The organism is Zestomonas ipomoeae, from assembly GCF_057128665.1.
The window spans coordinates 102223-126249 of record NZ_JBSKHQ010000006.1; the positions used below are offsets into that span (position 1 = coordinate 102223).

Genomic DNA, 24027 nt, shown 5'->3' on the forward strand with positions numbered 1-24027 from the left:
GTGGATGAGGAAAGCGTCATCCACCCTACGGTTCTACGTTTCTATCAGCGTCCTAGGTAGACCTCGATCACCCGTTCGTTGGCCTGTACCTGCTCCAGCGAGCCTTCCGCCAGAACGCTGCCCTGGTGCAGCACGGTGACGTGGTCGGCGATGCTGCCGACGAAGCCCATGTCGTGCTCCACCACCATCAGCGAATGCTGGCCGGCGAGGCGCTTGAACAGTTCGGCGGTGAATTCGGTCTCGGCATCGGTCATCCCGGCGACAGGCTCGTCGAGCAGTAGCAGTTGCGGGTCCTGCACCAGCAGCATGCCGATCTCGAGGAACTGCTTCTGGCCATGGGACAGCAACCCGGCCGGGCGCTGCCGCGAGGCGTCCAGGCGGATGGTGGTGAGCACCTCGTCGATGCGGTCGCGCTGTTCGCCGGAGAGCCTGGCGCGCAGGCTGGCCCATACCGACTTGTCCGCCTTCAGCGCCAGCTCCAGGTTCTCGAACACTGTCAGCGCTTCGAACACCGTGGGTTTCTGGAACTTGCGGCCGATGCCGGCCTGGGCGATCTGCACCTCGCTCAGGCGGGTGAGGTCGAGGGTTTCGCCAAAGTAGGCGTGGCCGTGGTCGGGGCGGGTTTTGCCGGTGATCACGTCCATCAGCGTAGTCTTGCCGGCGCCGTTGGGGCCGATAATGCAGCGCAGCTCGCCGACGCCGATGTACAGGGTCAGGTCGTTCAGCGCCTTGAAGCCGTCGAAGCTGACGCTGATGTCCTCCAGGGTGAGCAGGGTGCCATGGCGAACGTTCAGGCCCTTCTCGGCGCGTGCGCCGAGGCCGATGGAGTCGCGGCCGCTGCCGGCGTCGAGCAGAGTTTCCGGGATTGGCGCGGCTCTCATTGGGCTTTCTCCTTGCGCAGCAGGCCGATCACGCCTTTCGGTAGAAACAGCGTGACGACGATGAACAGCAGGCCGAGGAAGAACAGCCAGTACTCCGGGAAGGCCACGGTGAACCAGCTCTTCATGCCGTTGACCAGGCCGGCGCCGAGCAGCGGGCCGATCAGGCTGCCGCGCCCGCCGAGGGCCACCCACACGGCGGCCTCGATGGACTGGGTCGGCGCCATCTCGCTGGGATTGATGATGCCCACCTGCGGCACGTAGAGCGCCCCGGCCAGGCCGCACAACACGGCGCTGACGGTCCAGATGAACAGCTTGTAGCCGCGCGGGTCGTAGCCGCAGAACATCAGGCGGTTCTCGGCGTCGCGCACCGCGGTGAGCACCCGGCCGAACTTGCTGCGCGCCAGCTTGAAGCCCAGGTAGAGGCTGCCCGCCAGCAGGCCCAGGGTGGCGAGGAACAGCAGCGCGCGGGTGCCCGGCGCGGTGATGTCGAAGCCGAGGATGCGGGTGAAGCCGGTGAAGCCGTTGTTGCCGCCGAAGCCGGTTTCGTTGCGGAAGAACAGCAACATGCCGGCGAAGGTCAGCGCCTGGGTCATGATCGAGAAGTACACGCCCTTGATGCGCGAGCGAAAGGCGAAGAAGCCGAATACCAGTGCCAGCAGCCCCGGCGCCAGCACCACCAGGCACATGGCCCAGAGGAAGCTGGACGTGCCGTACCAGTACCAGGGCAGCTCGTTCCAGGCGAGAAAGCTCATGAACGCCGGCAGCCCGTCGCCGGCGGCCTGGCGCGACAGGTACATGCCCATCGCATAGCCGCCGAGGGCGAAGAACAGCCCGTGGCCGAGGGACAGCAGGCCGGCATAGCCCCATACCAGGTCGAGCGCGAGGGCGACGATGCAGTAGCAGAGAATCTTGCCGACCAGGGTCAGGGTGTAGGCGGAGACGTGCAGGGCGCTGTCCGCCGGCAACAGGTGCAGCAGCGGCAGGGTGATGAGCAAGACGAGCGCTGCGCCGAGGGCCAGGGCGGTGGCGGTCGGGCCGGCCTTTTGCGCGGCCGTGAGCGTGAGGGGCTGGTTCATGGGCGGCAGCCTTGTCGAGGTTCGATGGCAAAAACGTTGCTTCCGTAGGGCGGGTGCAGCCCGCCAAAGGTGCCGACTATGGCGGGTTTCATCCGCCCTACGGCGGAGGGAGGCAGAGTGACAGGCATCAATCGATCACCCTCCCTTTCAGCGCGAACAGGCCCTGGGGGCGCTTCTGGATGAACAGGATGATCAGCGCCAGGATCAGGATCTTGCCCAGCACCGCGCCGATCTGCGGTTCGAGAATCTTGTTCGTCACCCCAAGGCCGAAGGCGGCCATCACGCTGCCGGCCAGTTGGCCGACCCCGCCGAGCACCACCACCAGGAACGAGTCGATGATGTAGCTCTGGCCGAGGTCCGGACCGACGTTGCCGACCTGGCTCAGCGCCACCCCGCCAAGCCCGGCGATGCCCGAGCCGAGGCCGAAGGCGAGCATGTCCACGCGGCCGGTGGGCACCCCGCAGCAGGCGGCCATGTTGCGGTTCTGGGTCACCGCGCGCAGGTTCAGGCCCAGGCGGGTCTTGTTCAGCAGCAACCAGGTGAGCAGCAGCACGAGCAGGGCGAAACCGATGATGATCATGCGGTTGTACGGCAGCACCAGGTTCGGCAGCACCTGCAGGCCGCCGGACAGCCAGCCGGGGTTGGCCACCTCGACGTTCTGCGCGCCGAAGGTGACGCGCACCAGTTGGATCAGAATCAGGCTGATGCCCCAGGTCGCCAGCAGGGTTTCCAGCGGGCGGCCGTACAGGTGGCGGATCACCGTGCGTTCCAGCGCCATGCCCACCGCGGCGGTGACGCAGAAGGCCACCGGCAGTGCGGCCAGGGGGTAGAAGGCCAGGGCCTCCGGAGCGAATCGCTGGAACAGCGTCTGCACCACATAGGTGGTGTAGGCGCCGAGCATCAGCATCTCGCCGTGGGCCATATTGATCACCCCGAGCAGGCCGAAGGTGATGGCCAGGCCAAGGGCGGCGAGCAGCAGGATCGAGCCGAGTGACAGGCCGCTAAAGGCTTGGCCGAGCAGCTCGCCCACCAGCAGCCGGCGCTTGACCTGGGCCAGGCTGGTCTCGGCGGCGGTGCGCACGGCGGCGTCCTGCTCCTGGGCCGGGTCGAGCAGCGCTTCCAGGCGGGTGCGGGCCAGCGGCTGGCCGGTCTCGCCGAGCAGGCGCACGGCCTTCAGGCGGATCGCCGGATCGGCATCGGCCAGCTGCAGGTTGGCCAGCGCCAGGCTCAGCGCCTCGCGCACCTCGGCGTCGTCTTCCTCGACCATGCGCTGGTTGAGCAGTGGCAGCAGGCTGGGCGGGGTGCGACGTTGCAGTTCCTGGGCGGCGGCCAGGCGCTCGGCTGCGTCCTCGGCCAGCAGTCGATGGCTGGCCAGGGCGATATCCAGCAAGCCGCGCAGGCGGTTGTTCAGGCGTAGCTTCTTCGGCGTGCCGACAGGTTCGGCAACGCCTTCCAGGGCACGGTAACTACCTCGCTCGTCGATAAAGGGCGCCTTGTTCCCGTCGATAGCGACGTGGTTGGCGCGCAGCGCTTCGAGCAGCTCCAGCCGCTCGGCGGCCGGCGCGGCGGACCAGTTTTCCAGCAGCTTGGCCTGCTTGGCCGGGCTGGCCTTGGCGTAATCGGCTGCGTCTCCGGCCTGCGTCGTTAGCGGCAGGGCCAGCAGGAGCAACAGCAAGAATCGATGCAGGGCAGAGTTCATCTATGCATTCCCTTGGGCAGGCCTGGTGCTCTCTTGGCGGAGCCGGTGGCCGACAGGTGGATGAGAAAGGCGTCTCCACCCTACGAAAGCCGAGTGAGCGTAGGGTGGATGGCGCTTCATCCATCCACCACAGCGGCGTCGATCAGTTCGACTTCACCGCATAGTCCGGCTTGGCATCGTTACCGGGAATGAACGGGCTCCAGGGCTGGGCGCGCAGCGGGCCGTCGGTCTCCCAGACCACCGAGAACTGACCGTCTTCCTGGATCTCGCCGATCATCACCGGCTTGTGCAGGTGGTGGTTGGTCTTGTCCATGGTCAGGGTGTAGCCGGAGGGCGCGGCGAAGGTCTGCCCGGCCAGCGCGTCGCGCACCTTGTCGACGTCGGTGGTGCCGGCTTTTTCGACCGCCTGCGCCCACATGTGGATGCCGACGTAGGTGGCCTCCATCGGGTCGTTGGTCACCGCCTTGTCGGCGCCCGGCAGGTTCTTGGCCTTGGCGTAGGCCTTCCACTTGTCGACGAATGCGGCGTTCACCGGGTTCTCCACCGACTGGAAGTAGTTCCAGGCGGCGAGGTGGCCGACCAGCGGCTTGGTGTCGATGCCGCGCAGTTCTTCTTCGCCCACCGAGAAGGCCACCACCGGCACGTCGGTGGCTTCCAGGCCCTGGTTGGCCAGTTCCTTGTAGAACGGCACGTTGGAATCGCCGTTGACGGTGGAAATCACCGCGGTCTTGCCGCCAGCGGAGAACTTCTTGATGTTGGCGACGATGGTCTGGTAGTCGCTGTGGCCGAAGGGGGTGTAGACCTCTTCGATGTCCTTCTCCGCCACGCCCTTGGAGATCAGGAAGGCGCGCAGGATCTTGTTGGTGGTGCGCGGGTAGACGTAGTCGGTGCCGAGCAGGAAGAAGCGCTTGGCGGCGCCGCCGTCCTCGCTCATCAGGTACTCGACGGCCGGGATGGCCTGCTGGTTTGGCGCCGCGCCGGTGTAGAACACGTTCGGCGACAGCTCTTCGCCTTCGTACTGCACGGGGTAGAACAGCAGGCCGTTGAGTTCCTCGTAGACCGGCAGCACGGATTTGCGCGACACCGAGGTCCAGCAGCCGAAGGTCACCGCCACCTTGTCCTGGGTCAGCAGCTGGCGACCCTTCTCGGCGAACAGCGGCCAGTTCGAGGCCGGATCGACTACCACCGGTTCGAGTTGCTTGCCGAGCACGCCGCCCTTGGCGTTGATCTCGTCGATGGTCATCAACGCCATGTCCTTCAGCGACGTCTCGGAAATAGCCATGGTGCCGGACAGCGAGTGCAGGATGCCGACCTTGATGGTCTCGGCGGCTTGCAGGCTGAACGGGAACAGACCGCTGAGCAGCAGGGCGCTGGCGGCCAGGGTGGATTTCAGCAGGGGACGGCGTTTCATTCTTATGGGCTCCGTGCGCAGATGTTGGATGGGCCTAGAGGGCCATCAGTCCAATCGCAGCATCCGTGCCAAGCCGCGCAAAGGCCCATTCCAGTGGGGTGCGCGGCGGAAACGCAGGATTCTTTCCGGAGTCTTCAGTGCGCGGCCTTGGTGCGTAGGCCGGGTCCTGGTGCAGTGCCGGGGGCAGCACTGCACCGATTTAGAGCGTCAGGTAGTTCTTCACTCCGGTGAAGATGATCTGCGCTGCCAGCGCGCAGACGAACAGCCCCATCAGCCGGCTGACGATCTGCAGGCCCTGTTCGCCGAGCAGCCGTTCGAAGCGGTTGGACAGGTAGAGGATGACCCCCACGGTGAGGCTGGCGACGAAGATGGCGAACACCGCCAGCAGCTTGTCGTCCCAGTGCGGCTGGCTGGCGCCCATCAGCAGCAGCGCACCAATGGTACCGGGGCCGACGGTGAGTGGTATGGTCAGCGGCACGATGGTCACGTCCTGCTGCGGGTTGTCGCTCTGCACCGCCGACTTGCCCTGCGCCATGCCCAGGGCGGAGATGAACAGCACGCTGCCGGCGCCGATGCGGAAGGCGTCGATGGTGATGCCGAACAGGGTGAAGATGTGTCGGCCGAACAGGTACAGCAGCACGCTGGAAATCAGGACGCCGAGGGCCACCTTCCAGGCCAGCCTCTTGCGCTCGCGCACGGTATAGCCGCGGGTCAGGCCGATAAAGCAGGACAACACGAAGAACGGGCTGTAGAGCACCAGCAACTTGAGATACAGACTGGAAAGCGCGCTAAGCATGGCGATGGCTCATGGGGAATGGCTGGTGGGACGCGGCCGCCCGGCATGGCGTCACCGATCCCGCGACTGCGGTTCGTGCGTGTGGCAGAAGCCTAGCAGGCTGTGACGCTTGCTCTGCTGCCATTGCTTCATCTTCGTCATACCGACACAGGGGCAGGCAGAGCCCGGAAAGTGCAAGGCTGGCGAATGCCGCTGGACCGCGGCCTGCTCCGGGGCGACGGGGGAGGGCTGCGAGAGGGGAGTCCATCGGAGCTGCCTGCTCGCCACTGCCCTTGCTTTGCCGCTGTTCTGTGGAAACCCGTCATGCCAACGACGGCTGTTTTTCCAACGGGGTGATCAGGACGGCTGCACGCTGCTCTGCTCGCGCTGGCGGCGCAGTTCGCGCTCGACGATCCAGTGCTCGATCAGGTCGCGCAGTTGCGACAGTTCCACCGGCTTGGCCATGTGGCCGTCCATGCCCGCCTGCCTGGCGCGCTCCTTGTGCTCGGCGAGGATGTGCGCAGTCAGCGCCACCACCGGGGTACGGGGGCGGTGCTCGTCGGCTTCCCAGATGCGCAGTTGTTCGGTGGCGGAGAAACCGTCGAGCACCGGCATTTCGCAGTCCATCAGCACCAGGTCGTACTGTTGCTCCTTCATCGCGTTGAGCGCTTCCTCGCCGTTGCTGGCGGTGTCCGGCTTGAGGTTGAGCTTGCTCAGCATGCCGCGGATGACCTTGGTGGAAATGCTGTTGTCTTCGGCCACCAGAATGCGGAAGTCGTTGGGCACGTTGAGCGGCATGCTGATCGGGCCTTGCTCCTGGCGCACGGTGCCGGTCTTGCGCTGGGCCAGTTCGTCGGCGAGCGTGGTCTTCAGCGTGTAACCGGCCACCGGCTTGGCCAGGATGCGCTTGATCCCGGCGTTGCGGGCGATGATCTTGCTCGGAGCATTGCTGATGCCGGTGAGCATGATCACCAGGATGTCGTGGCTGAGGCTGGGGTCTTCCTTGATCTTCGCGGCCAGTTGCATGCCGGTCATGCCGGGCATGTCCTGGTCGAGCAGTACCGCATCGAAGTACTCGCCCAGATGCGCCTTGGTGCGCAGCAGGGCCAGGGCCTCCTTGCCGGAGGGCACCGCGCTGACCTGCAGGCCCCATGCGGTGCACTGCTGCATCAGCACCTTGCGGCAGGTGTCATTGTCGTCCACCACCAGCAGGCGTGCGCCCTGCAGGGTGTTGTCCAGGTCGGCGGTGGGAGTTTCCAGGCGCTCGCTTTCCAGCGGCAGGGTCAGCCACAGGGTGCTTCCCTGGTTGCCGCCGCTCTGGATGCCGAATTCGCCGTGCATCAGGCGCACCAGCTGGCGGGCGATGATCAGGCCGAGACGGCCGCCGAGCTTGGTGGCGGCGAGGAAGTCCTTGCTGTGCAGTTCGGCGTTGAGCAGGGCGTCGCGCTCGCCGGCTTCCAGTGGGCGGCCACTATCCTGCACGGCGATGCGCAGGCGCGGCTTGTCGGCGCTGGTGTCGAGCGCCACCACCAGCAGGATCTCGCCTTCGTCGGTCTGCTTGAAGGCGTTGTCCAGCAGGCTCAGCAGGGTCTGGCGCAGGCGCGTCGGGTCGCCGCTGATGACCCGCGGGACCTGCGGCTGCATGAAACTGATCAGTTCGACCTTCTGCTGCTCGGCCTTGGCGCGGAAGATGTCCAGGCAGTCTTCGATCAGCGCATTGAGGTCGAACTGCACGTCGTCCAGCTCGATCTGCCCGGACTCCAGCTTGGAAATGTCGAGGATTTCGTTGATCAGTGTGAGCAACTCGTTGCCGGCGCTGTGGATGGTCTGCACGTAGTCGCGCTGTTTGGCCGACAGCGGGGTGCCCAGCAGCAGCTCGGTCATGCCCAGCACGCCGTTCATGGGGGTGCGGATCTCATGGCTGATCTTGGCGAGGAACTCGGCCTTGGCCTTGAGTTCCGCCGAGCTGGCGGCCAGCGCGCGGCTGGCGCTGAAGTCTTCATGCATGATGCGGCGCTGGCGCTCGCTCAAGGCCATGCTGAGCATCACCCCGCTGATGCCGGCGGCGGTCAGCAGGCCGTAGGTCAGCCATTCCGAACGCACCGGCCAGTAGCCGAACAGTGCCGGCAGGCCGGTGAGCACGGCCACGCAGAAGAGCACCAGGGCCAGGGTGAACAGGCGTGCCGGGTGATAGCCGTGCAGCCAGTGGTAGGCGGCGACGACGAACATGGTCAGGCCGGTGATCGCCGCCAGCAGATAGACCGTCTGGTTGAACTGGATGTCGGTGATCAGCAGCACCAGTGCGCAGGCCAGGCCGACCAGGACGATCTCGCCGATCAGGATCTTGGTCAGCGGTGTCGCCGGGCAGACCCGGTAGAAGAAGTGCGCGGTGAAGGACAGGCCGCAGAGCATCGCCACCAGCATCGACAGGTTGGTGACCTGTGCCTGGGTAATGTGCCAGCCACTCAGCCAGGGCGTGCTGATGCCGAGCAGGCTGACCGCGGTCACCAGCACCGCGCCCTGGGTGGCCGCCAGCCACAGGCTGCTGCGCGCCCGGGTGTAGGCGAAGCGCAGCAGGCTGTACAGCACGACCATCAGCAGGCCGCCGAGCAGCAGGCCGGAGAGCAGCGCCTGGGTGTCGTCGGCGGCCATCTCCGCCGAGGATTGCAGGGTGATGCTGGGGCGCAGCGACTGTTCCGAGGTCAGCCGCAGGTAAAGGTCCAGGGGGGCGTCGACTTGCGGCAGCGGCAGCAGGTAGTCGCGGCTGGGCAAGGGCCGGCTCGAATAGGGCAGGCGGTTGCCGGTGCGGGTGTGGGCGAGCAGTTCGTCGCCGCGCAGCACATAAAGATCGAGAAAGGACAGGTAGGGCGAGAACAGCCGCAGCAGTTGCTCATGGTCCTGGGGTGGCAGGCGATAGTGCAGCCAAAGCGCACTCTTGCCACCGGGGGTATACAGCTGGTTCAGCTGTACCGGGCTGAACTGGTTGAAATAGCGGGGCGAGGTGATGTCGGCCAGCTGCAGCGTGGCCTCATTGTCGATCAATGCCGTCCAGCGCGGCTCCGCCGCCTGTGCCGGAGACAGGCAGAGCAGGCTCAGCAGCAGGCTGAGGGTAAGACCGATGGCGATCCTGAGCCGATGCACTGGCGAAGTCCCTTCGAAAATGAGTGGCCGGATTATAGCCAAGCGCTTCGCTTGACGGTAATACGCGAGGGGCAGCCACCGGCTGCCCCTTGGTCGTATGGCGCGGTCAGCCCTGGTTGTGCTCGCGGGCAATGGCACGGTAGCCAATGTCCTTGCGGTAGAAGCAGCCATCCCAGTCGATCTTAGTGGCCAGTTCATACGCCTCCTGCTGGGCGGCGGAAACCGTCTCACCGAGGGCCGTGGCGCAGAGTACCCGGCCTCCTGCTGTGACCACCTCGCCGTGCTGAAGTGCAGTGCCGGCATGGAACACCTTGCCGGTGGCGCTTTGTGCCTGCTCCAGGCCCTTGATCGGGGCGCCCTTGGCATAGTCGCCGGGATAGCCGCCGGCGGCCAGCACCACGCCGAGGCTCGGTCGCGGGTCCCATTGCGCTTCGATCTTGTTCAGCGCCTCGGCCAGCGCGGCCTCGACCAACAGCACCAGGCTCGATTGCAGACGCAGCATGATCGGCTGGGTTTCCGGATCGCCGAAGCGGCAGTTGAACTCGATGACCTTGGGCGCGCCGCTCTTGTCGATCATCAGGCCGGCATAGAGAAAGCCGGTGTAGACGTTGCCTTCCTCGGCCATGCCCTTGACGGTCGGCCAGATCACCTCGTCCATCACCCGCTGGTGCACCTCGGCGGTGACCACCGGAGCCGGCGAGTAGGCGCCCATGCCGCCGGTGTTCGGCCCGCTGTCGCCATCGCCGACGCGCTTGTGGTCCTGGCTGGTGGCCATCGGCAGCACGTTGTGGCCGTCGACCATGACGATGAAGCTGGCTTCCTCGCCGTCGAGGAACTCCTCGATCACCACCCGCGATCCGGCGTCGCCGAAGGCATTGCCGGCGAGCATGTCGCGCACGGCCGCTTCGGCTTCTTCGAGCGTCATGGCGACGATCACGCCCTTGCCGGCGGCCAGGCCGTCGGCCTTGATCACGATGGGCGCACCTTTCTCGCGCAGATAGGCCAGGGCCGGCTCGACCTCGGTGAAGTTCTGGTAGGCGGCGGTGGGGATGCTGTGGCGGGCGAGGAAGTCCTTGGTGAAGGCCTTGGAGCCTTCAAGCTGGGCGGCGCCGGCGGTGGGGCCGAAGATCGCCAGGCCGCGGGCGCGGAACAGGTCGACCACACCCTTCACCAGCGGCGCTTCCGGACCGACGATGGTGAGCTGCACGTTCTTCTCGGCGAAGTCGGCCAGTTGCTCCAGGGCCAGCACGTCGATGGCGACGTTCTCGCACTTGGCTTCCAGCGCCGTGCCGGCATTGCCGGGGGCGACGAAGACTTTCGCCACGCGCGGGTCCTGGGCCACTTTCCAGGCCAGGGCATGTTCGCGACCGCCGCTGCCGATGATCAGTACGTTCATGACTCTCTCCCAATGGAGGCGGGTCTGTGACCCGCTCGGTGGATAAGCGAAGCGTTGTCCACCCAACAAATTTCGAGGTCGCGATGAAGCCGGTAGATGCTCGGCGCCACGGGTTTCGACAAGCGGAGTTGCCTATTGGCAATGAGCATTGGCGAAACCCGGGGCAACAACGCAGATGCCGGTTTCAGTGCGGCCGATTTTAGTGCCTGAAGTGGCGCATGCCGGTGAATACCATGGCGATGCCGGCCTCGTCGGCGGCGGCAATCACCTCGGCGTCGCGCATCGATCCACCCGGCTGGATCACCGCGGTGATGCCGGCCTTGGCCGCGTTGTCGATGCCGTCGCGGAACGGGAAGAAGGCGTCGCTGGCCATCACCGCGCCCTTGACCTCGAGGCCGGCGTGCTCGGCCTTGATCGCGGCGATGCGGGCGGAGTTGACGCGGCTCATCTGGCCGGCGCCGACGCCGACGGTCTGGCGGTTCTTGGCGTAGACGATGGCGTTGGACTTGACGAACTTGGCCACCTTCCAGGCGAACACCAGGTCGTGGATTTCCTGCTCGCTGGGTGCGCGCCGGGTCACCACCTTGAGGTCGCTGGCGGCGATCATGCCGATGTCGCGGCTCTGTACCAGCAGGCCGCCGTTGACGCGCTTGAAGTCCCAGCCCGGTGCACGCTCGGCCGGCCACTCGCCGCATTCGAGCAGGCGCACGTTGGCTTTGGCGGCGACCACGTCGCGGGCGGCCTGGGAGACTTTCGGCGCAATGATCACTTCGACGAACTGACGCTCGACGATGGCCTGGGCGGTCTCGCCATCCAGCTCGCGGTTGAAGGCGATGATGCCGCCGAAGGCCGACTCGGTGTCGGTGGCATAGGCCAGGTCGTAGGCCTTGCGGATGCCGCCTTCGTCTTCCGGCACTACGGCGACGCCGCAGGGGTTGGCGTGCTTGACGATGACGCAGGCCGGCTTGACGAAGCTCTTCACGCATTCCAGCGCGGCGTCGGTGTCGGCGACGTTGTTGAACGACAGCTCCTTGCCCTGCAGCTGCACGGCGGTGGAGACGCTGGCCTCGCCCTTGTCGGCCTCGACGTAGAAGGCCGCGCTCTGGTGCGGGTTCTCGCCGTAGCGCATTTCCTGGGCCTTGACGAACTGGCTGTTGAAGGTGCGCGGGAAGGCACTGCGCGCTTCGGTGGAGAGCGTCTCGGCGGTCTGGTCGATGGTGCCCAGGTAGTTGGCGATCATGCCGTCGTAGGCGGCAGTGTGCTCGAAGGCCTTGAGCGCCAGGTCGAACCGCTGGGCGTAGCTCAGGCCACCGGCCTTGAGGGCGTCGACGATACCGGCGTAGTCGCTGGCATTCACCACGATAGCGACGTCTTTATGGTTTTTCGCGGCGGAACGCACCATGGTCGGGCCGCCGATGTCGATGTTCTCGATGGCATCGGCCAGGTCGCAACCCGGCTTGGCCACGGTGGCGGCGAAGGGGTAGAGGTTGACCGCCACCAGGTCGATCGGCTTGATGCCGTGCGCTTCCATCACCGCGCCGTCGAGGGCTCGACGACCGAGAATGCCGCCATGAATCTTCGGGTGCAGGGTCTTGACGCGGCCATCCATCATCTCCGGGAAGCCGGTGTAGTCGGCCACTTCCACGGCAGCGATGCCGTTGTCCCTGAGCAGCTTGAACGTGCCGCCGGTGGACAGGATTTCCACGCCGAGGGCGACAAGCTCACGGGCGAACTCGAGGATTCCGGTTTTATCGGAGACGCTGATCAGCGCACGGCGGACGGGGAGGCGAGTGGTCTGGTCGGTCATAGCGATTCCATCAGGGTTTTAGCTGCAAGCTCCAAGCGGCAAGCTACAAGAGGAACGCCTCGACGCGAGGCTTGTAGCTTGCAACGTGAGGCTTAGAGAAGGTCGTACTGCTTGAGCTTCTTGCGCAGGGTGCCGCGGTTCAGGCCGAGCAACTCGGAGGCCTTGGTCTGGTTGCCCTTGACGTAGTTCATCACGGTTTCCAGCAGCGGGGCTTCGACTTCGGAGAGCACCAGGTTGTAGACATCCGTGACGGTGGCGCCTTCCAGGTGGGCAAAGTAATTGTGCAGCGCCTTTTCCACGCTGCCGCGCAAGGTCTGTCCTTCCTCGGTCGGCGTGTTCAGGTGCTGTTTCAGATTGGCGTTGTCGCTCACGGGTGCAATTCCACTCACTAAAGTCTCGGTCATCATCGTCATGCGGCCACCCCTTCTTCTTCGTTGTAACGTTCGGCGAAGAACTGCCGAACGTTGGCGCTCTGTGCGTCCGTGTTATCCAAACGATTGAAGTGGGCGCGAAACTCCCTGGCGCCCGGCAGAGTCGCGAGATACCAGCCGACATGCTTGCGGGCGATGCGAACGCCCATTTCGTCGCCATAGAAGGCATGCAGTGCGGACAGGTGCTCCAGCAGAATTCGTTCTACTTCGCCCAGGCTCGGCCCCGGCAGCAGTTCGCCGGTGGCCAGGTAATGCTCGATCTCGCGAAAGATCCACGGCCGGCCCTGGGCGGCGCGGCCGATCAGCAGGGCGTCGGCGCCGGTGGCGTCAAGCACGTGCTTGGCCTTTTGCGGCGAGTCGATGTCGCCATTGGCGAACACCGGGATCGACAGCGCCTGCTTGATCGCGGCGATGCTGTCGTACTCGGCCTCGCCGGTATAAAGGTCGGCACGGGTGCGGCCATGCACGGCGAGCGCGGCGATGCCGGCCTGTTCGGCGATCTTCGCCACCTGCAGGCCGTTCTTGTTCTGCCGGTCCCAGCCCGTGCGAATCTTCAGGGTCACCGGAACATCCACCGCCTCGACCACCGCGTGCAGGATCGCCTCGACCAGGGCTTCGTCTTTCATCAGGGCCGACCCGGCGGCCTTGTTGCAGACCTTCTTCGCCGGGCAGCCCATATTGATATCAATGATCTGCGCACCCAATTCGACATTCCGCCGAGCGGCTTCGGCCAGCATCTGCGGGTCGCCGCCGGCGATCTGCACCGAGCGCGGTTCGGCGTCTTCGGCGTGCAGCAGGCGCAGCTTCGACTTGCGGCTGTTCCACAGGCGCACATCGCTGGTCACCATCTCCGACACCACCATGCCGGCGCCCAGGCGGCGGCACAGCTGGCGAAACGGCCGGTCGGTGACACCCGCCATGGGCGCGAGTATCAGTCGGTTGGGCAGCGTATAGGGGCCGATGCGTACCGCCATAGGTCTTCCCTGCATGGGGGCCTGCTCTTAAGGTCGATCGGGGCTGAAAAGGGTGGGCATGATACCCGCTCTCGATGACCGGATAAAGGTTGTTTTGAACAAATTCTGAGCAGCCAGAATCTTATTGCCGAGAGTTAGCTTGACCCCGGGAAGCGGCGGATTTCCGGCGCTTGCAGGCCATCGTTAAAGAGTTTCTTGCTGCCCGGGCGGCGTCGAAACGGCGCCGCCGCCGATCACTCCGGAGAGTGGAAGCTAAGACTGTAGTTCACCGCCCTGGCGCCAGGGTCGAGAATTTCCAGTGAGACGCGGATCGGCGTCTGCGGGGGCATTTCCGCCTGTCCGGCCAGCTCGCCGGCGAGGTATTCGCCCGGTTTGAAGCGGCGACTGGCCAGCAGCTTGCCGTTGATGTCGGCAAAGCGCAGTTCGAGCAGGGGGAAGGGTTGGGCGAAAGGCGCGCGGTTGTAGAGGATCGCATCGACGATCAGCGCGCCGACGAAGTCCGGATGGCTGCGCACCACCAGGTTGCTGCTCTTGATCTGGTCGATGTCGACCTTGGACGGCAGGCTGCAGCCCAGCGCCGGGCAGACCGACTCGAACCAGGGACGGTACTGGTCCTGCCGTGCCAGTTCGTCGAAGTGGTACCACACGTACTGGCCGCCGAGGGCGGCGGCGGCCAGCAGGTTCAGCAGGCTCCAGCCGATCCAGCGGCCCCAGGGCTTCTGGCGCGGCTGCCAGTCGAGCTGCAGGGGTTCGTCGGCGAAGGCGTAGAGGTTGTCGTCGCTCAACGCCGGCTCCTGCCGTTCCGGTGGAGTCTCGACCTTGATCGGCTTCGGCTCGGCCTCCGGTTCGGGCCGCTTCTCCGTGGTCAGCGCCGGTTCGGCCCGGCGATCGCGTCGGTCGGCGGCGCTTGGCGGTCGTTCGCTTGGTTCCGGCTCGGGTTCAGCCGCAGGGGACGGGCGCGGCGGCTCGGGGTCGATGCGTGGAGGCTGCGCCGGCTTGGGCGGCGTCGAGCGCTCCTCGTGGAGCAGCGCTTCGGCCCAGCTTTCGTCGTGGGGGTCGTGACGCTCGGCAGGATGCTGCCGGAGCAGGCTTTCCGCCGGCCTGGGCGCGCGTTCCAGGGCCATGAACTCCTGCGACAGCAATTGCTGTTCCTGCTCCTCCAGCTTGGCCAGCTCTTCATCAAGATCGAGGCTGTCGAGGTCGAGATCGTCGTGGATCCACAGGGTGTCGTCGGACTTCTTTTCCACGGGCGGCGGGGTCGCCGGCTGCAGCGGTTTTGGCACCGCCGCGGGCGCCGGCTGGCTGGGCGCGGGTGGTGCGGTGCGCGGCGGCGCGCTGGGGGCCGGGGTCGCCTGCCCAGGACGGGGGGCGGCGGGCGGTTGTTCGCCAACCAGATGCTCGGCTGCGTTGAAGACATGCAGGCAGGCTCCGCATCGGACCGCGCCACGGGCGGCGCCGAGCTGGGCGCGACTGACGCGGAAGCTGGTGCGGCAATGGGGGCATTGGGTGACGAAGCTGTCGGTCATGCGGCGATCCGGCGGAACAAGGCGGCTAGTCTAACGCATGCCCCATCTGCCACGGCAAGGGCAGGTGGCTCGGCAAGGCACTGTCATGGGTTATGACCGGGCAGGCCGGTCAAGGTGCGCGCCGATTCAGGCGCGCCGTACCCCGCTGATGCGTACCCAGCCGTCCTTTTCCGCGGTGGGGTCGAGCTCGAAGGCTTCGGCATAGGCGGCGCGGACCTCTTGCGCCTGCTCGGCCAGGATGCCGGACAGCGCCAGGCGGCCGCCTGGCTTGATCAGCGAGGTCAGTTGCGGCGCGAGCGCTACCAGCGGGCCGGCGAGAATGTTGGCCACCAGCACATCGGCAGGTTCGGCCGGCAGGTCGGCAGGCAGGTACAGCGGGAAGTGCGCGGGGTCGATGCCATTGCGCCCGGCATTGTCCCGCGAGGCTTCCAGTGCCTGCGGATCGATATCGGTGCCGACCGCCCGTTGCGCGCCGAGCAGCAGCGCGGCGATGGCGAGGATGCCCGAGCCGCAGCCGAAATCCAGCACCTGCTGGCCGCTCAATTGCTGGCCATCGAGCCACTCCAGGCACAAGGCAGTGGTGGGGTGGGTGCCGGTGCCGAAGGCCAGGCCGGGGTCGAGCAGCAGGTTGACCGCATCCGGCTCGGGCGCGCTGTGCCAACTCGGCACGATCCACAGGCGGCGGCCGAAGCGCATTGGCTGGAAGTTGTCCATCCAGCTGCGCTCCCAGTCCTGGTCTTCGATGCGCTCGACCTGGTGTTCCGGCAGCGGTCCGCCGGTAAGCAGTTGCAGGTGGGCGAGCAGGTTGGCTTCGTCGGTGTCCGCGTCGAACAGCGCCAGCAGGTGGGTGTGCGACCACAGCGGCGTGGTGCCCAGGTCCGGCTCGAAGATCGGCTGGTCTTCGGCGTCCATGAAGGTCACCGACACGGCGCCGACGCCGAGCAGCGCGTCTTCGTAGGTTTCCGCCTGTTCCGGGGTGATGGCGAGACGGACTTGAAGCCAGGGCATGGCGAACCTCGTTGCAACGGAGAAAAGAAAACGGGCCGCGCATCTGGGATGGGCGGCCCGTCGAATCCACAGGTGCGCAAGCTTACTTGATGCCCAGCTTGTGCTCCAGATAGTGGATGTTCACGCCGCCCTTGCAGAAGCCCTTGTCCCGCACCAGGTCGCGGTGCAGCGGGATGTTGGTCTTGATGCCGTCGATGACGATCTCGTCCAGGGCATTGCGCATGCGTGCCATGGCCTCGTCGCGGGTGGCGCCGTAGGTGATCAGTTTGCCGATCAGCGAGTCGTAGTTCGGCGGTACCGCGTAGTCGCTGTACAGATGCGAGTCGACGCGCACACCGTTGCCGCCCGGGGCGTGGAAGTAGGTGACCTTGCCGGGGCTGGGCAGGAAGGTCGAGGGATCCTCTGCGTTGATCCGGCACTCCAGCGCATGACCGCGAATCACCACGTCGTCCTGCTTCACCGACAGCTTGTCGCCGCCGGCGATGCGCAGCATCTCCTTGACGATATCGACGCCGGTGACCATCTCGGTGACGGGGTGCTCCACCTGCACGCGGGTGTTCATCTCGATGAAGTAGAAACTGCCGTTCTCGTAGAGGAACTCGAAGGTGCCGGCGCCGCGATAGCCGATCTCGATGCAGGCGCGTACGCAGCGGTCGAGCACTTCGGCGCGGGCAGCTTCGTCGATGCCGGGCGCGGGGGCCTCTTCCAGCACCTTCTGATGGCGGCGCTGCAACGAGCAGTCGCGATCGCCCAGGTGGATGGCGTTGCCCTGGCCGTCGGAGAGCACCTGCACTTCCACGTGACGCGGGTTGGTGAGGAACTTCTCCAGGTAGACCATGCCGTTGCCGAAGGCGGCTTCCGCCTCGGTGCGGGTCAGGCGAGCCGACTTGATCAGGTCTGCCTCGTCATGCACCACGCGCATGCCGCGACCACCACCGCCACCGGCGGCCTTGATGATCACCGGGTAGCCGACTTCGCGGGCGATGGCCAGCGCAGTCTCTTCGTCTTCCGGCAGCGGGCCGTCGGAACCCGGCACGGTGGGTACCCCGGCGCGCTTCATGGCGTCCTTGGCGGAGACCTTGTCGCCCATCAGGCGGATCACGTCGGCGGTCGGGCCGATGAAAGTGAAGCCGGACTTTTCCACCTGTTCGGCGAAGTCGGCGTTTTCCGCGAGGAAGCCGTAGCCGGGGTGGATCGCCGTGGCGCCAGTGACTTCGGCAGCGGCGATGATGGCCGGGATGTGCAGGTAGGATTGCGCGGCGGAGGCCGGGCCGATGCACACCGATTCGTCGGCGAGGGCCAGGTGCATCAGCTCGCGGTCGGCGGTGGAGTGCACCGCCACGGTCTTGATGCCCAGTTCCTTGCAGGCGCGCAGGATGCGCAGGGCGATCTCGCCGCGGTTGGCGATCAGAACTTTTTCCAACATCGCAGGCTCCCCGCGCGTCAAACGATGGTGAACAGCGGCTGGTCGTATTCCACCGGCTGGCCGTTCTCGACCAGGATGGATTCGATCGTGCCGCTGGTTTCAGCCTCGATGTGGTTCATCATCTTCATGGCTTCGACGATGCAGAGGATGTCGCCCTTCTTCACGCTCTGGCCGATTTCGACGAAGGCCGGGGAGGTCGGGGCGGGGGTGCGGTAGAAGGTGCCGACCATCGGCGAGCGCACCACGTTGCCGTTCAGCTTGGGCGCGGCGGCCGGGGCTGCCTCGGCGGCCGGAGCGGCGGCGGGAGCCGGTTGCGGCGCGGCCATCTGCGCCGGTGCGGCGGTGTAGACCTGTTGGGGGGCGGCCTTGCCGTGGCGGCTGATGCGCACGGACTCTTCGCCTTCGCGGATTTCCAGTTCGTCGATACCGGATTCTTCCAGCAGTTCGATCAGTTTTTTGACTTTACGAATATCCATTAAGCATCCACTCCCAAAGTGTCGGAATCAGGGGCGTTCAAGTTGTTCGAGAGCGGCCTCCAGGGCTAGGCGATAGCCGCTGGCACCCAGGCCGCAGATCACTCCCACCGCAACGTCGGAAAAGTAGGAGTGATGCCGGAAAGGTTCGCGTTTGTGCACGTTGGACAGGTGCACTTCGATGAATGGGATGCTCACCGCCAGCAACGCGTCACGTAATGCGACGCTGGTATGGGTGAAAGCGGCGGGATTTATCAGGATAAAGTCGACACCTTCGCCTTTTGCGGCGTGGATTCGGTCGATCAGTTCGTATTCGGCGTTGCTCTGCAGATAGAGCAGGTGATGGCCGGCCTCTCGGGCGCGGCGCTCCAGATCCTGGTTGATCTGGTCGAGAGTGGCGGCGCCGTAGACACCCGGCTCGCGGGTGCCCAGCAGGTTGAGATTGGGTCCGTGCAGGACCAATAGCGTTGCCATGCGTTCTTATCCTTGGCCTGTGAATCGCCGTCGGCATGAGGGGAGCGGCTTGGTCGGGGACTATGCCGGAAACGCCGAATGACTGTCCAGTCGTGCCGGTTTCGCCGTAAATGACCGCATGATGGCCGGGGAATTCCTTCAGATCATCGCAAGCGCGTGGCCGCCTGATCGAGCCGTTCGCTGAACTCCGGCGCGGTAATCTCGCCGATGACCCGAAGATCGTCCCACTCCTCGCCATCGGCGGCGAAGAACAGCACCGCCGGCGGGCCGAACAGCCGGTAGCGATCGAGCAGTGCGCGCTGGGCCGGGGTGCTGTCGGTCATGTCGAAACGGATCAATCGATAGCCGGCCAGCCGCTCGGCCACCGCCGGTGCGGCGAAGACCTCGCGTTCGATGATCTTGCAGCTGATGCACCAGTCGGCATACCAGTCGAGCACGAGGGGCTGGTTGGCTGCGCGAGCCGAAGCCAGGGCTTCGGTCAGTTGCTCAGGGGTCTCGATGGTTTGCCATTGTCCCGCCGCGGCGCTGGTGTTTCCCGCCAGCAGCGCGCGGCCTAGGGGGCGTAGCGGGTCGGACTGGCCTTGCAGGGCTCCGACCCAACTTGCCAGGGCATAGACCAGCAGCGCCAGGCCGGCGAGCTGGGCGAGCTTCTGCCGGTGGGTCTTGGGCGTGAATTCCAAGGCGCCGAGCCACAGCGCCACGCCCCCCGCCAGCAGGCCCCACAATGCCAGCGCCAGCGGGCCGGGCAGCACGCGTTCGAGCATCCACACCGCGACCGCCAGCAGCAGCACGCCGAAGGCATTGCGCACGGCCAGCATCCAAGTACCGGATTTCGGCAGCAGCGCGCCGCCGCCGGTGGCGAACAGCACCAGGGGCGCACCCATGCCCAGGCCGAGGGCGAACAGCTTCAGGCCGCCGCCGAGGGCATCGCCGCTGGCGCTGATATAGAGCAGCGCGCCGGCCAGCGGCGCCGAGACGCAGGGGCTGACCAGCAGGCTGGAGAGCACGCCGAGCAGCGCCGCCCCCCACAGCGAGCCGCCGCGCGTATTGCCGGCCAGGCGGTCCAGCGGCGCGCTGATGAACTGCGGCAGGCGCAGTTCGTAGACGCCGAACATGGCCAGGGCGAAGAGGCTGAAGAACACCGCGAAGGGTACCAACACCCATGGCGATTGCAGGCGCGCCTGCAGGTTCAGCTCGGCGCCGAACAGGCCCATCAGCGCGCCGAGCAGGGCGAAGCAGGCCGCCATCGGCAGCACGTAGGCCAGCGACAGCGTCAGTCCGCGCAGCCCGCCGCTCTGGCCGCGCAGGACCACGCCGGAGAGGATCGGCAGCATCGGCAATACGCAGGGGGTGAAGGTCAGGCCGAGGCCGGCGAGGAAGAACAGGGCCAGCTCGTGCCAGCTCCAGCCCGCGTCTTCCTGCGGGGCCCCATTGGCGGGCGATGCCGGGGCGGCGACGGGCGCGCCATCGAGGCGGAGGGTTTCGGTCTCCGGCGGGTAGCACAGGCCCATGTCGGCGCAGCCCTGGTAGGTGACCTGCAGGCTGTCGGGGCGCGTATCCAGCGGTAGCTGGATATCGGTGACGCCGTAGTACACCTCGACCTCACCGAAGTAGTCGTCGGTCTTCGCCTTGCCCTGGGGAATCCGCGCTTCGCCGATGGCGCCCGATGGCAGGCTGTTGAACTTGAAGGCGTGGCGGTAGAGGTAGTAGCCCTCGGCGGCGACGAAACGCAGGGTCAGCGAGTCCTGGCCGCTGTCCACCAGGCTCAGGCGGAAGGCTTCGCGTACCGGCAGGAAGTCCGCACTGTTGTTCAGCGGAGCGCCGAGCACCGGGCTGGGGCGGTTGTCGAACAGGCCGGCGGCGGCCGGCAAGGCGATCAGCAGCAGGAGAAGAGGCAACAGGCGGCGCATGCAAATCTCGCAATCGGGTGACGCGGCATGATAACGGAAAGCCGTTCGAGCCGAGCGGCGGCGATCCGTTCAATGGAGACGCGTGGGCGACGATTTGTTACAGCGCTTGTGAGCCGTTAGCGGAATTCCTCCGGCTGCGGCACCAACTCGCCGATCTCGAAGCGCTCGGCCAGGGCGCGGTACTCGGGCTCCTGGCGAAATTGCCGGTAGGCCGCGGCGAAGGCCTCGGCCTGGCCGGGCGGCGCCTTTTGGGAAAAGGCCAGGTACATGCGCTTGCCGGGCAGCACGACGCCTTCCAGGCGCTGGACCTGCTGATCGAGCCCGGCGATTTCCGCCTGGGCGCGCGTGATGGCGCTGGTGGCACCGAAGATGGCGTCGAAGCGGTCGCTGATCAGCATGATGAACAGTTGCGACTGGGTGACCGTCGGCCGTTCGATGGGCACGCCGTTGGCGAGCATGGCCATCAGTTCGTCGCTCATGTAGTAGCCGCTGGGAATGGCCAGGCGCCAACGCTGCGCCATGCTCTCGATCGGTAGCTGGAAGTGGATGTCGTTGGCTCGCGAGCGTTTGATGTAGAGCGTAGTGCGCGAGACGTGCAGCAGGTTGTCCGGGTGGAAGGTGGCGAACGCCGCGCGCTCGTCCGAATAGGCGACGTAGCTGACCGCCTGCACCTCGCCCTTTTCCAGCGCGAGCATGGCGCGCTTCCAGGGATAGCGCTTGAAGCGCAGTGTCCAGCCGAGGCGCTGGGCTACGGCGCGGGTGATCTCGACATGGAAACCGGTGAGGCGGGTGTCCTCGTCGATGTATTCGAACGGGGCGTTGTTGGCTTCCTCCATGCCGACGACCAGGGTGGTCGCCGAGGCAGGCAGCGCCAACAGCAGGCACAACAGCAGCATGGCCGGGCGCATGGAAGGTCTCCCGCTGGGCTTTCCCTCAGTGTAGGCCAGCAGCTTCAGCCCGGCGGGTAGCCGGCCAGGGCACGACGAACGGCGCCGCGCAAGGCATCGCCGTAGTCGGGCTGCCGCTCGGGCAGCAGCGTTTCGCCGCGCCCGCTCCAGACCGGTTGGTCGCCATCGAACAGAACGATCTGCACCACCAGTACCGCTTCCTCGTAGGTGCGTACCAGCGGCACGCTGCCCCACAGGCCATGGGTGTGATGGCCGTAGTAGCTGCCGATCTCGTCCTGCACCTGGCGCAGGCGCCGCTCTTCATGCAGGTCCACGGCTGCCCGCAGGTCCGCCTGCCCGCCGGTACGGGCCGGACGCAGGCCCCGTTGATCGAGGGCGGTGCTGACGATTTCCTGCAGCAGTTCGGGGCTGGCCCAAGCGTTGCCCGCAGGCAGTCGATCGCCGCGCCAGGCCCAGTCGCGATAGCGGGTGTAGTCTCTCGGAGTGGCCGGGTAGGCGCTGAGATCCAGATGCCGCGCGGCCTCCGGCGGCGCCGGCGGCAGAGGCACGGAGCTGGCCTGGTACGGGTTGGGGGACTGGCAGGCAACGAGGGCGAGGCTGCCGGCGAGCATGAGCAGGCGGTTCATCGATCCTCCTCGGCAGGGTGGCGCCGGGCTAGCGGGCGGGTCGGCACAGCCAGTGCAGGTAGCGGCCAAGCCCGCCGAAGCCGGGGTGGCGCCGGTAGGCCAGTTCCATCTCCAGCAGGTCGAGCAGTTCGGCCTTGGCCTGGAATTCCGCCGGCATGTAGTCGTGGAACACGCGCACGCCGCTTTCCTGTTCGACCGTCCAGTGTCCGGCCAGTTGCTCGCGCAGCTCGCGTGGGTCCAGCGGCCGTTGCGGGGTAAGGCTCTGGCCCTCGCCGGCGAACTTCTCCCGGCGCAGCTTGCGGAAGTGGCCCTTGAGCAGGTTGCGGTAGATCAGCGCGTCCTTGTTGTAGAAGGCCAGCGAGAGCAGGCCGTCGGTGGCGGTGAGCTGGTGCAGCACCGGCAGGATGGCATGGGGCTCGGCCAGCCACTCCAGTACCGCATGGCAGAGCACCAGGTCGTAGGGCTGGTTGAGCTGACCGAGCAAATCCTGCCAGGGTGCCTGGATGAAGGTGGCGTGTTGCCCGGCGGCTGCGAAGCGCTCGCGGGCGCCGTTCAGCATGGGGTCGGCAGGTTCTGCGAGGGTCACGGCGTGGCCGCGTTCGGCCAGCCAGAGCGACATGTGGCCGAGCCCGGCGCCGATATCCAGGACACGCAGGGGCCGTTCCGGCAGCGCCTCGGCCAGGTCGGCCTGGAGTACCGCCAGGCGGATCGCTCCCTTGGCGCCGCCATAGATCTTTTCGGCGAAGCGCGTCGCCAGTTCGTCGAAGTGGCGGTCGCTCATCGGGCGAAGCGCCGTTCGCTGTCGGCCAGCTTGGCTCGCACCGCCTGCTCCATGTCGATGCCCAGCTCGGCGCAGAGCAGCAGCAGGTAGAGCACGATATCGCCGACTTCCTGGCCGGCGTGGTCGAGCTGCTCGGCGGAGAGCTGGCGCGACTGGTCTTCGCTCAGCCACTGGAAGATTTCCACCAGCTCGGCCATTTCCACGCTGGCGGCCATGGCCAGGTTCTTCGGGCTGTGGAAGCCGCGCCAGTCATTGGCGTCGCGAATGGCGTGCAGCCGTTGGGTGAGTTCGTCGAGGTTCATGCAAGGCTCCTGGGCAGGCGCAAAGCTTGCGGGGGAAGCCGGGGCGGCGCAAGCCTCGGGCGGCACGGTGCCCGTGCGACCGGGGACGCGTCGCTTTCCTGCGTCTTCGATGCCGGGCGAATGAATTCGCCCCTACAGCGCCTGCCAGCCGCCGCTCATGTGCGGGATGCCGTCGGCGCTGCGCAGCAGCAACCGACCGCTGGGTGCCGGGGCGCTGGCCAAGAGATGCAGCTCGGCTGGCAGCAGCACCGGTTTCTGGAAGCGCACGTCCACCGCATAGCCGGCCAGCGGCAGGCGATCGCCCAGGGCGGCCAGGCTGCGCGCCTTGTTCCACAGTCCATGGGCGATGGCGCGCGGAAAACCGAACAACCGGGCGCTGGCGGTGGACAGGTGGATCGGGTTGTAGTCGCCGGCGACCCGCGCGTAGCGCCGGCCGATATCCGCTGCCGCCCGCCAGTGGGCGATTTCGTCCAGCGGCAAGGCCGGCGGCTCCTGGCGCTCGGCTGGCGTACCGTCCACGCGCAGGGCGCGGCAGAGGAGGCGGCTGTCGCCCTCCCAGAGTAGCCCGAGCTGGTCTTCCAGGCGGGTGATCAGGCTGAACAGGGCGCCCTTGTCGTGCGGCTGCAGGTCCGCCACCTGCACGCTGACCCGATACGGGCCGAGGCCGCCCAACTGGCGCAGCACGCGGATGCGGTTTTCCAGATGCACCAGGCCGAGCAACGGAAAGGGGAAGCCCGGGTCGGTGAGCAGGCGCATCTGCAACGGGAAGGCGAGGATGTGCGGGTAGGTGGCCGGCAGTCGACCGTCGTCGACGAAGCCGCAGACAGCGCGGTAGCGGGCCAGGTGCTGCGGGTCGACGCTGACCGGGCAGCGCAGACCGAGGCTCGGCAAGCTGCGGCCACGCACGCCCCGGCGCAGTGCCGCGCGGGCGAACAGGCCGGGCAGCGCCGGCGGGGCGGGTAGATCGAGCCAGTCGGTGGTCATGGCGATTCCTTGGATGTT

The 24027-nt window shown here is 66.5% G+C and carries 21 protein-coding genes; all 21 read right to left on the reverse strand.

What is annotated here, in order from left to right; translation table 11 throughout:
• Positions 1 to 44 precede the first annotated feature (44 nt).
• Complete coding sequence (gene urtD, locus ACWKV7_RS09550) at positions 45 to 881, reverse strand: urea ABC transporter ATP-binding protein UrtD (RefSeq protein WP_483857425.1); 837 nt, start codon at positions 879 to 881, stop codon at positions 45 to 47.
• Positions 878 to 1957 carry an urea ABC transporter permease subunit UrtC gene (gene urtC / locus ACWKV7_RS09555; protein ID WP_483857426.1) on the reverse strand — a complete coding sequence of 360 codons (1080 nt, stop codon included), beginning with the start codon at positions 1955 to 1957 and terminating at the stop codon, positions 878 to 880. The genes urtD and urtC overlap by 4 nt, the downstream gene beginning before the upstream one ends.
• A 127-nt stretch (positions 1958 to 2084) precedes the next feature.
• A complete protein-coding gene (gene urtB, locus ACWKV7_RS09560; RefSeq protein ID WP_483857427.1) occupies positions 2085 to 3656 on the reverse strand; it encodes an urea ABC transporter permease subunit UrtB in 1572 nt (523 codons plus the stop codon).
• Positions 3657 to 3798: 142 nt separating this feature from the next.
• The gene (gene urtA, locus ACWKV7_RS09565) at positions 3799 to 5067 is read right to left on the reverse strand and encodes an urea ABC transporter substrate-binding protein (RefSeq protein ID WP_483857428.1); all 1269 of its coding nucleotides are present in this window, start codon (positions 5065 to 5067) and stop codon (positions 3799 to 3801) included.
• Positions 5068 to 5266: 199 nt separating this feature from the next.
• Positions 5267 to 5863 (reverse strand): MarC family protein, encoded by a 597-nt coding sequence (locus ACWKV7_RS09570; protein ID WP_483857429.1) that lies wholly within the window; start codon positions 5861 to 5863, stop codon positions 5267 to 5269.
• A gap of 336 nt (positions 5864 to 6199) precedes the next feature.
• Positions 6200 to 8983, reverse strand: a complete 2784-nt coding sequence (locus ACWKV7_RS09575; RefSeq protein ID WP_483857430.1) for a hybrid sensor histidine kinase/response regulator — start codon at positions 8981 to 8983, stop codon at positions 6200 to 6202.
• Positions 8984 to 9089: 106 nt separating this feature from the next.
• Complete coding sequence (gene purD / locus ACWKV7_RS09580) at positions 9090 to 10379, reverse strand: phosphoribosylamine--glycine ligase (protein ID WP_483857431.1); 1290 nt, start codon at positions 10377 to 10379, stop codon at positions 9090 to 9092.
• A gap of 199 nt (positions 10380 to 10578) precedes the next feature.
• Positions 10579 to 12186 carry a bifunctional phosphoribosylaminoimidazolecarboxamide formyltransferase/IMP cyclohydrolase gene (gene purH, locus ACWKV7_RS09585; protein ID WP_483857432.1) on the reverse strand — a complete coding sequence of 536 codons (1608 nt, stop codon included), beginning with the start codon at positions 12184 to 12186 and terminating at the stop codon, positions 10579 to 10581.
• A 92-nt stretch (positions 12187 to 12278) separates the two neighbouring features.
• On the reverse strand, positions 12279 to 12599 hold the full coding sequence (gene fis, locus ACWKV7_RS09590) for a DNA-binding transcriptional regulator Fis (protein WP_483857433.1): 321 nt from the start codon (positions 12597 to 12599) through the stop codon (positions 12279 to 12281).
• Positions 12596 to 13591, reverse strand: coding sequence for a tRNA dihydrouridine synthase DusB (gene dusB, locus ACWKV7_RS09595; protein ID WP_483857502.1), 996 nt, complete (start codon positions 13589 to 13591; stop codon positions 12596 to 12598). The genes fis and dusB overlap by 4 nt, the downstream gene beginning before the upstream one ends.
• 233 nt (positions 13592 to 13824) lie before the next feature.
• Positions 13825 to 15117: a DUF3426 domain-containing protein gene (locus ACWKV7_RS09600; protein WP_483857434.1), complete on the reverse strand. Its 1293-nt coding sequence runs from the start codon at positions 15115 to 15117 to the stop codon at positions 13825 to 13827.
• A 126-nt stretch (positions 15118 to 15243) separates the two neighbouring features.
• Positions 15244 to 16125, reverse strand: coding sequence for a 50S ribosomal protein L11 methyltransferase (gene prmA / locus ACWKV7_RS09605; RefSeq protein WP_483857435.1), 882 nt, complete (start codon positions 16123 to 16125; stop codon positions 15244 to 15246).
• Positions 16126 to 16207: 82 nt separating this feature from the next.
• Entirely contained in the window at positions 16208 to 17551 is a 1344-nt protein-coding gene (accC, locus tag ACWKV7_RS09610) for an acetyl-CoA carboxylase biotin carboxylase subunit (protein ID WP_483857436.1), read from the reverse strand.
• A gap of 17 nt (positions 17552 to 17568) precedes the next feature.
• Positions 17569 to 18027 (reverse strand): acetyl-CoA carboxylase biotin carboxyl carrier protein, encoded by a 459-nt coding sequence (gene accB, locus ACWKV7_RS09615; RefSeq protein WP_483857437.1) that lies wholly within the window; start codon positions 18025 to 18027, stop codon positions 17569 to 17571.
• A 27-nt stretch (positions 18028 to 18054) separates the two neighbouring features.
• Positions 18055 to 18498, reverse strand: a complete 444-nt coding sequence (gene aroQ / locus ACWKV7_RS09620; protein ID WP_483857438.1) for a type II 3-dehydroquinate dehydratase — start codon at positions 18496 to 18498, stop codon at positions 18055 to 18057.
• Between the two features lie 143 nt (positions 18499 to 18641).
• The gene (locus ACWKV7_RS09625; RefSeq protein ID WP_483857439.1) at positions 18642 to 20408 is read right to left on the reverse strand and encodes a protein-disulfide reductase DsbD; all 1767 of its coding nucleotides are present in this window, start codon (positions 20406 to 20408) and stop codon (positions 18642 to 18644) included.
• 116 nt (positions 20409 to 20524) lie between these two features.
• A complete protein-coding gene (locus ACWKV7_RS09630) occupies positions 20525 to 21316 on the reverse strand; it encodes a substrate-binding periplasmic protein (protein ID WP_483857440.1) in 792 nt (263 codons plus the stop codon).
• 44 nt (positions 21317 to 21360) lie between these two features.
• Entirely contained in the window at positions 21361 to 21942 is a 582-nt protein-coding gene (locus ACWKV7_RS09635; protein WP_483857441.1) for a DUF4136 domain-containing protein, read from the reverse strand.
• A 28-nt stretch (positions 21943 to 21970) separates the two neighbouring features.
• Positions 21971 to 22723 (reverse strand): methyltransferase, encoded by a 753-nt coding sequence (locus tag ACWKV7_RS09640; protein WP_483857442.1) that lies wholly within the window; start codon positions 22721 to 22723, stop codon positions 21971 to 21973.
• Entirely contained in the window at positions 22720 to 23025 is a 306-nt protein-coding gene (locus ACWKV7_RS09645; protein WP_483857443.1) for a nucleotide pyrophosphohydrolase, read from the reverse strand. The genes ACWKV7_RS09640 and ACWKV7_RS09645 overlap by 4 nt, the downstream gene beginning before the upstream one ends.
• Before the next feature lie 132 nt (positions 23026 to 23157).
• Positions 23158 to 24009 (reverse strand): MaoC family dehydratase, encoded by an 852-nt coding sequence (locus ACWKV7_RS09650; protein ID WP_483857444.1) that lies wholly within the window; start codon positions 24007 to 24009, stop codon positions 23158 to 23160.
• Positions 24010 to 24027 lie beyond the last annotated feature (18 nt).

Bases quoted from the DNA above. Each gene is read 5' to 3' on its own strand.
- urtD (WP_483857425.1), bottom strand. From the start codon at position 881: ATGAGAGCCGCGCCAATCCCGGAAACTCTGCTCGACGCCGGCAGCGGC.
- urtC (WP_483857426.1), bottom strand. From the start codon at position 1,957: ATGAACCAGCCCCTCACGCTCACGGCCGCGCAAAAGGCCGGCCCGACC.
- urtB (WP_483857427.1), bottom strand. From the start codon at position 3,656: ATGAACTCTGCCCTGCATCGATTCTTGCTGTTGCTCCTGCTGGCCCTG.
- urtA (WP_483857428.1), bottom strand. From the start codon at position 5,067: ATGAAACGCCGTCCCCTGCTGAAATCCACCCTGGCCGCCAGCGCCCTG.
- ACWKV7_RS09570 (WP_483857429.1), bottom strand. From the start codon at position 5,863: ATGCTTAGCGCGCTTTCCAGTCTGTATCTCAAGTTGCTGGTGCTCTAC.
- purD (WP_483857431.1), bottom strand. From the start codon at position 10,379: ATGAACGTACTGATCATCGGCAGCGGCGGTCGCGAACATGCCCTGGCC.
- purH (WP_483857432.1), bottom strand. From the start codon at position 12,186: ATGACCGACCAGACCACTCGCCTCCCCGTCCGCCGTGCGCTGATCAGC.
- fis (WP_483857433.1), bottom strand. From the start codon at position 12,599: ATGACGATGATGACCGAGACTTTAGTGAGTGGAATTGCACCCGTGAGC.
- dusB (WP_483857502.1), bottom strand. From the start codon at position 13,591: ATGGCGGTACGCATCGGCCCCTATACGCTGCCCAACCGACTGATACTC.
- ACWKV7_RS09600 (WP_483857434.1), bottom strand. From the start codon at position 15,117: ATGACCGACAGCTTCGTCACCCAATGCCCCCATTGCCGCACCAGCTTC.
- prmA (WP_483857435.1), bottom strand. From the start codon at position 16,125: ATGCCCTGGCTTCAAGTCCGTCTCGCCATCACCCCGGAACAGGCGGAA.
- accC (WP_483857436.1), bottom strand. From the start codon at position 17,551: ATGTTGGAAAAAGTTCTGATCGCCAACCGCGGCGAGATCGCCCTGCGC.
- accB (WP_483857437.1), bottom strand. From the start codon at position 18,027: ATGGATATTCGTAAAGTCAAAAAACTGATCGAACTGCTGGAAGAATCC.
- aroQ (WP_483857438.1), bottom strand. From the start codon at position 18,498: ATGGCAACGCTATTGGTCCTGCACGGACCCAATCTCAACCTGCTGGGC.
- ACWKV7_RS09625 (WP_483857439.1), bottom strand. From the start codon at position 20,408: ATGCGCCGCCTGTTGCCTCTTCTCCTGCTGCTGATCGCCTTGCCGGCC.
- ACWKV7_RS09630 (WP_483857440.1), bottom strand. From the start codon at position 21,316: ATGCGCCCGGCCATGCTGCTGTTGTGCCTGCTGTTGGCGCTGCCTGCC.
- ACWKV7_RS09635 (WP_483857441.1), bottom strand. From the start codon at position 21,942: ATGAACCGCCTGCTCATGCTCGCCGGCAGCCTCGCCCTCGTTGCCTGC.
- ACWKV7_RS09640 (WP_483857442.1), bottom strand. From the start codon at position 22,723: ATGAGCGACCGCCACTTCGACGAACTGGCGACGCGCTTCGCCGAAAAG.
- ACWKV7_RS09645 (WP_483857443.1), bottom strand. From the start codon at position 23,025: ATGAACCTCGACGAACTCACCCAACGGCTGCACGCCATTCGCGACGCC.
- ACWKV7_RS09650 (WP_483857444.1), bottom strand. From the start codon at position 24,009: ATGACCACCGACTGGCTCGATCTACCCGCCCCGCCGGCGCTGCCCGGC.